The organism is Acidisphaera sp. S103 (genome assembly GCF_009765975.1).
Lineage (GTDB): Bacteria > Pseudomonadota > Alphaproteobacteria > Acetobacterales > Acetobacteraceae > Rhodopila.
This window is the reverse complement of sequence record NZ_LMUJ01000100.1, coordinates 39,107-46,374: the sequence shown is the minus strand read 5'-3', so window position 1 is coordinate 46,374 and position 7,268 is coordinate 39,107. Positions and strand designations below refer to the sequence as shown.

At 69.2% G+C, this 7,268-nt stretch carries 4 protein-coding genes and 1 pseudogene; 4 read left to right on the top strand and 1 reads right to left on the bottom strand.

The window, feature by feature from the left end; translation table 11 throughout:
* Positions 1–1,761, bottom strand: a pseudogene (locus GSQ89_RS32430) (heme utilization protein); the annotation flags it as partial.
* Between the two features lie 186 nt (positions 1,762–1,947).
* Here GSQ89_RS32430 and GSQ89_RS32425 point away from each other — a divergent pair.
* The 4 genes from GSQ89_RS32425 to hemH all read left to right on the top strand — a co-directional run bounded on the left by GSQ89_RS32425 (position 1,948) and on the right by hemH (position 7,102).
* Positions 1,948–3,300: a tetratricopeptide repeat protein gene (locus GSQ89_RS32425; protein ID WP_158932249.1), complete on the top strand. Its 1,353-nt coding sequence runs from the start codon at positions 1,948–1,950 to the stop codon at positions 3,298–3,300.
* A 52-nt stretch (positions 3,301–3,352) separates the two neighbouring features.
* The gene (locus tag GSQ89_RS32420) at positions 3,353–4,954 is read left to right on the top strand and encodes a tetratricopeptide repeat protein (protein ID WP_158932248.1); all 1,602 of its coding nucleotides are present in this window, start codon (positions 3,353–3,355) and stop codon (positions 4,952–4,954) included.
* Between the two features lie 62 nt (positions 4,955–5,016).
* On the top strand, positions 5,017–6,060 hold the full coding sequence (hemE, locus tag GSQ89_RS32415) for a uroporphyrinogen decarboxylase (protein WP_158932247.1): 1,044 nt from the start codon (positions 5,017–5,019) through the stop codon (positions 6,058–6,060).
* On the top strand, positions 6,047–7,102 hold the full coding sequence (hemH, locus tag GSQ89_RS32410) for a ferrochelatase (protein WP_254073468.1): 1,056 nt from the start codon (positions 6,047–6,049) through the stop codon (positions 7,100–7,102). The genes hemE and hemH overlap by 14 nt, the downstream gene beginning before the upstream one ends.
* The last annotated feature ends 166 nt before the right edge of the window (positions 7,103–7,268 follow it).

Genomic DNA, 7,268 nt, shown 5'->3' with positions numbered 1-7,268 from the left:
CTGCGCCGAGGACAACGCCGCCACCTCGGTGGTGCTCAGCACCGCCACCTGGGCCGTGGTCAGGGCCTTGATCTGCGCCGTGGTCAGCGCCTTGACATCGGCGGTGGACAACACCGGCACCTGGGTGGTGGTCAACGCCGCCACCTGAGCGGTGGTCAGCCCGGCCACCTGAGCGGCGGTCAGCACCGCCACCTGCGACGTAGTCAGCGCGGCAGTCTCGGTGGTGGTCAGCGCCGCCAGCGCGGCGACCGCCAGCGACGGCAACTGTGCCGTGGTCAGGGTGGCGATCTGCGCCGACCCGATGGCGGCGACCTGCGCCGACCCCAGCCCGGCGATGCCACCGGTGGACAGCACCGGCACCTGGGTGGTGGTCAACGCGGCCGCCTCGGTGGTGGTCAGCGCCGCCACCTGCGCCGAGGACAGCGCCGCCACCTCGGTGGTGCTCAGCACCGCCACCTGCGTGGTGGTCAGGGCCTTGATCTGCGCCGTGGTCAGCGCCTTGACGTCAGCGGTGGACAACACCGGCACCTGGGTGGTGGTCAATGCCGCCACCTGGGCGGTGGTCAGCCCGGCCACCTGAGCGGCGGTCAGCACTGCCACCTGCGACGTGGTCAGCGCGGCAGTCTCGGTGGTGGTCAGCGCCGCCAGCGCGGCGACCGCCAGCGACGGCAACTGCGCCGTGGTCAGGGTGGCGATCTGCGCCGACCCGATGGCGGCGACCTGCGCCGACCCCAGCCCGGCGATGCCACCGGTGGACAGCACCGGCACCTGGGTGGTGGTCAGCGCGGCAGCCTCGGTAGTAGTCAACGCCGCCACCTGCGCCGAGGACAACGCCGCCACCTCGGTGGTGCTCAGCACCGCCACCTGGGACGTGGTCAGGGCCTTGATCTGCGCCGTGGTCAGCGCCTTGACGTCAGCAGTGGACAACACCGGCACCTGGGTGGTGGTCAACGCCGCCACCTGCGCGGTGGTCAGCCCGGCGACCTGAGCGGCGGTCAGCACCGCCACCTGCGACGTGGTCAGGGCGGCGGTCTCGGTGGTGGTCAGCGCGGCCAGCGCGGCGACCGCCAGCGACGGCAACTGCGCCGTGGTCAGGGTGGCGATCTGCGCCGACCCGATGGCGGCGACCTGCGCCGACCCCAGCCCGGCGATGCCGCCGGTGGACAGCACCGGCACCTGGGTGGTGGTCAGCGCGGCCGCCTCGGTGGTGGTCAGCGCCGCCACCTGCGCCGAGGACAACGCCGCCACCTCGGTGGTGCTCAGCACCGCCACCTGGGCCGTGGTCAGGGCCTTGATCTGCGCCGTGGTCAGCGCCTTGACGTCGGCAGTGGACAGCACCGGCACTTGGGTGGTGGTCAACGCTGCCACCTGCGCGGTGGTCAGCCCGGCGACCTGAGCGGCAGTTAGCACCGCCACCTGCGACGTAGTCAGCGCGGCAGTCTCGGTGGTGGTCAGCGCGGCCAGCGCGGCGACCGCCAGCGACGGCAACTGCGCCGTGGTCAGGGTGGCGATCTGCGCCGACCCAAAACCAATGATCTGGGTTGATCCAAGCCCCCTCACCCCCGCCGTGCTGAAGGCAGGCACCTGCGCAGTGGTGAACGCGGCCGTCTCCGTGGTGGTCAACACCGCCATCTGCACCGAAGTCAACGCCGCCACCTGAGCGGTGGTCATCCCGGAGACTTCGGTGGTGGTCAGCGCCGCGATCGTGGCGGTCGGCAGTGCAGCGATTTGCGCGGGCGTCAGGGCGGTGATGGATGCCATTGGGAAGGACTCCGAAGCAATTTCGACGAACGGTTTCACCACTCGGGTGAAGGCGAAATTTTTTCGGCCGGCGCACAACATGACCCGTGAAAGTTAACGAAAAGTGAACACAGCAGAGCTCTCATGCCGATTTTCGCATTGGGGCGCGTTAACCGGCGCTTAACTCCCGGCCGGCAGGATGGCCGAATGCTCAGGTCCCACCCATGGCTGAACCGCCTGCGTGCCCTTCTCGGTTCATCCAAGGCTCGGTTTGCCCTTGGCGAGGCGCTGGCAAGCCACGACGCGCACGCCGCCGCATTCCCGTTCTTCGCCCGGGCAGCCGCGGCCGGTCTACGGCAGGCGCAATATCGCCTGGGACGCAGCTACCTGCTGGGCCTCGGTGTGCCGCCGAGTATCGGCGAAGCACTGCGGTGGCTTCGCCGTTCGGCGGAGGCTGGGGAAACAGCCGCGCAGACGCAGCTCGCGGCCCTCGCTCTGCAAGGGGTTTCCGACGACGGCGCCGCCGGCCTGTTCCACGATGGGAGTCAGGAAGCCGCGTCTGACTACGAAACCGCCGAACGCTGGTGCCGCAAGGCCGTGGCGGCCGGATCGGCGGAGGCAAAGGTGCTGCTGGGCTTTATCCTGACAGCCGGGCCGGAAAGCCGTCGTGACCCGGCGGCGGGCGAATCGCTGTATCGCGAAGCGGCACAAGCCGGCTGGTCGCGCGGCAAACTCGGCCTGGCAATGACATTGCTGCGAGACGGCACGACGGAACACGCAGCGGAATCGGTCGCATTGCTGCAATCCGCCGCCACCGATGGCGTAGCTGTTGCCCACCACCTGATGGGAATGCTGGCCGAAAGCGGCGCGGCCGGTTCGGTTGATTTCACCGCGGCGGCGGCCAGCTACAAAGCTGCAGCCGAACTTGGCCACCCCCAGGCCCAAGTCCGCTACGGCTTCGCCCTTCTGCTCGGTCGAGGCATAGAACGCAATGTTTTCAATGCGGAAACCTGGCTGCGACGGGCGGCACTGGCAGGGGATGCGCAGGCGGCGGCGGTAGTCGGCTTTCTTTATGCCCGGGATGGCGAGCTGCCGCCCAATTACGCCGAGGCCGCGACGTGGCTGCGGCGCGCGGCCGAGGCCGGGCACACCGGCGCGGCCCGAATCCTGGGTCGGATGCTGCTGCTGGGCACGGGCATCCCCAAGGATGTCGCGGAAGCCGCCCACTGGCTGCGGATCGCCGCCGCCAACGGCGAGGAGACGGCCCGCGCCGACCTGGTACGCCTGGCGCTGACCCGCGGGGTAGGGGTGGACGATCAGGCCGCGGTGGCAAGCTTGTTACGGCAAGATGCGGCGGCCGGCGACCGCGCGGCACAGTTCGATCTTGGCCTGTGCCTGGCCCAAGGCATCGGTGTCGAACAGGATGACCGAGCGGCGTTCGCCTGGGTTCGCCGCGCGGCCGAGGCCGGTCATCCCGAGGCAACACGGATGTTGGCCCAACTCGCCGAGAGAGGCGAATGCGAGCCGGCCGGCGCGGAGACGGGAGCAACCAGTTGCTAACCCGCTGTTAACCTTCCGCTGCCATCCTGCTGCTTTCCGTAGAGGCTCCGTGATGCCATCACCTGAACTCCTGGCTGAGGCGATGCGTCTGCTCGCTGCCGGTGCCTGGCTGCAGGCCGAGACGGCGGCACGGGCCGCTCTCGCCACCGATCCGGCCGATTCGCACGCCACCCTTCTGGTGGGCCTCGCCATCGCCGCGATGGGGGAACACGGCAGGGCCGCCCCCATCCTGACGCAGCTCGCCGCCGCCAGGCCCGACGCCGATCATCCCTGCCTGGACTTCGCGCGGCTACAGCCGCCGCTGCCTCGCACGATGGTGGCACGCCAGTTTCGTGCCTGCCTGCGATTGGCCCCCGCCGATGCCCGCCTGAGACTGGATTTTGCGGCATTCCTGCTCGATACCGGCCAACTTACCGATGCGGAACGCATCCTGGCGGAAGGTCCTGCCTCCGCCGCGAGCCATCATCTGATGGGCCTGGCGCTGGCCGAACAGAACCGGTTCGCCACCGCCGTCGCCAGCTTCGAGCGAGCCGTCGCATTGAATCCGGACGCCGCGCCCAGTTGGTCGAACCTCGGCATGGTGCTGAAAATCGAAAGCCGCTTCACCGAGGCCATCGCCGCGCACGACCGCGCGGTCGCGCTGGACCCCGGCAACCCCCGCTTCCGCGTCAACCGCGCCGTCGCCTTGCTGCGGGCGGGCCTCTGGGACCGCGCCTGGCGGGACTATGAGGCCAGGCTCGAGCTGACCGGCACACCGGCCGTGGACCCGGTTCGGCTGCTGCGGTCGCTGTATCCGCGCGAGACCCTGTCCGGCCGGATCGTGCTGGCGCTGCATGAGGACGGGTTCGGAGACACGCTGCAATTCCTGCGCTATCTGCCGCTGCTGGCCGAACGCGGCGCTCGCGTGGTGGCCTGCGTTCCCCCAGCACTGGCCCGGATCATGCGGCTGGTGCCCGGCGTGGCCGAGGTGAACACTGACGCCAACCATCTGCCGCCGCACGATTTCGTCTGCCCCATGTTCAGCTTTCCCCGGGTGTTCGGCACGTCGGTCGACACCATTCCGCCCGTACCGCCAGCAGCGCTGGATCCCGCGCTGCTGCAACGCTGGGCCGGCCGCCTGCCCACGGGCGGTCTGCGAGTCGGCCTGGTATGGGCCGGCCAGGCCCGCCCGTCGTTGCAGGGGTTCGGTACCCTGGACCGCCGGCGCAGCGCCGGGCTGGCGGCGTTTGCTCCGTTATCCGATGTCCCCGGCCTGTCATTCGTCAGCCTGCAAAGCGGCCCCGCCGCTCGGCAACCTCGGCCACCCGGCCTGGAGTTGTTCGACCCGATGCCGGACGTGCTGGATTTCGCAGACACTGCCGCGATCATCGCCGGGTTGGACGTGGTGGTCAGCGTGGATACCTCCGTCGTGCATCTGGCCGGCCTGGTCGGCAAACCGATCCTTCTGCTGGACCGCTACGACAGTTGCTGGCGCTGGCTCAGTGGCCGCCTCGACAGCCCGTGGTATCCAGGCCTGACGATTTTCCGCCAGGAGCAACCCGGCGACTGGTCCGGCCCGATGGCACAGGTCCGATCGTCCCTGCGCGCCATGACACTGTTTCACGGCTACAGTTCCGAGACCTCCGGCATGTGGGAACAAGCGTTCGTCGCTTGACCGGCGCCGCGATAGCCTGGACACAGGCGCGATGGCCCGATCCCGGGCCAACGGACGTCGATATGAAACCGTTGCTGCGGACCTTGGGTGGAGAGGCGGTATGGCCGCCGCCCGTGTGGCTGATGCGTCAGGCGGGGCGCTATCTGCCGGAATACCGGGCGGTGCGTGCCGGCGTGAAGGACTTCATCGCCCTCTGCACCACGCCCGAACTGGCGGCAGAGGTCACCTTGCAGCCGATCCGCCGCTACGGCTTCGACGCCGCCATCCTGTTCAGCGACATCCTCATTCTGCCCTGGGCACTCGGGCATGGCCTGGAATTCCGCGAAGGTGAGGGGCCCGTCCTGCCCAAGCTGCACGACGAGGCCGGTGTCGCCGCCCTGGACCCGTCGCGCGTCGCCGACCGGGTTGCTCCGGTGATGGAAACCGTGCGCCTGGTCCGAACCGGACTGGCCACCGAGGGTTTCGCGGATACCACCCTGATCGGTTTCGCCGGCGCCCCGTTCACCGTCGCCTGCTACATGATCGAAGGCGGTGGCTCCAAGGATTTTGCCAACATCCGAGGCATGGCCTACGCCCAGCCGGCGCTGTTCCAGCGGCTGATGGATACGCTGACGGACGCCTCCATCGAATACCTCTCGGCACAGGTCACCGCCGGCGCCGAGGCGTTGATGCTGTTCGACTCCTGGGCCGGCGTGCTGTCGCCACGCCTGTTCCGCGCCCATGTCATCGAACCCGCCAAACGCATCGTGGCGGCGCTGAATCAGCGGCACCCCGGCGTGCCGATCATCGGCTTTCCCCGCCTGGCCGCCACGTTGGCCGGCGACTACGCAGCGGCCACCAGGGTGAACGGCGTGGGCCTGGACACCGCCGCCGACCTGCCGCGGATCGCCGCAATGATGCCGCCCTCGACCGCCGTCCAGGGCAATCTCGACCCACTCGCGCTGGTCGCCGGCGGCGCGGCCATGGCAGCGGAGACCGCCGCGATCCTGGACGCCATGCGGCACGCCGAACGGCCGTTCATCTTCAACCTGGGGCACGGCATCGTGCCGCAGACGCCCCCCGAACACGTGGCGGCGCTGCTGAGGCTGGTGCGTGCCGCGTCCTAAGGTCGCGATCGTTCTGTTCAACCTCGGCGGCCCCGACCGCCCCGAGGCGATCCGGCCGTTCCTGCTGAACCTGTTCAACGATCCCGCCATCCTGCGTGTGCCGTTCTTCGTACGACCGTTTCTTGCTCGGACCATTGCCCGAGCGCGTTTGGCACCAGCCACGGCTAATTACGCGTTGCTCGGTGGCAAATCCCCGCTGCTGGACCTGACCCGGCAGCAGGCCGACGCACTGGAAGCCGCGCTTCCGGACGCCGACGTCAAATGCTTCATCGCCATGCGCTACTGGCACCCGTTCAGCCTGGAAACCGCCCGAGCGGTGCGGGAATGGGCACCGGATCAGGTCGTGCTGCTGCCGCTGTATCCGCAGTATTCCACCACCACCACCGGCAGTTCGCTGCTCGCCTGGCGGCAGGCGGCCGCCCGTGTCGGTCTGGCGGCCGAGACCACGACTGTGTGTTGCTACCCCATCGATCCCGCCTTCGCTCAGGCGACGGCGGCGCTGGTCGAGGCCGCATTCGACAGCGCCCGATCGGCCCTGGATCCCGCGGTCGGGCTGCGCGTGCTGTTCTCTGCCCACGGCCTGCCCGAGGCCATAGTTGAAGCCGGCGACCCCTACCAATGGCAGGTGGAACACACCGTCGCCGCCGTGATGGCCGCCTGGGGCGCCGCGGTCGATCACACCATCTGCTACCAATCCCGCGCCACGCCGCAGAAATGGATCGACCCCAGCACGGATGCCGAGGTGGAACGTGCCGCGAAAGACCGCACCGCCGTGCTGGTGGTGCCGATCGCCTTCGTCTCTGAGCACACCGAGACGCTGGTCGAACTGGATGTCGAATACCGCGACCTGGCAGTCAAGCTGGGCGTCCCCGGCTATTTCCGCGTCCCGACACAGAACGCCGACACGGGCTTCATCAGCGCCCTGGCCGGTTTGGTCCGCCACGCCCAATCCGCCGGTCCCGGCCTGTGCAGCGCGTCCGGCGGCCGCCTATGCCGCATCGAGCATCGCGGCTGCCCCTTCGCGGCGGTCCAGGCGGCGTAGTCGCGCATCGCCATTCTCTTGGTGTCATGGCCGGGCTTGGCCCCATTCGGTCCACCCGTCATAGCCGGGCGTGTCCCGGCTATCCGCGCTTCGTCCGCCGGTGCAAAGATGGCCGGAACAAGCCCGGCCATGACGTGAGAGCGTGGCGCCAGCGACACCCTTCTCC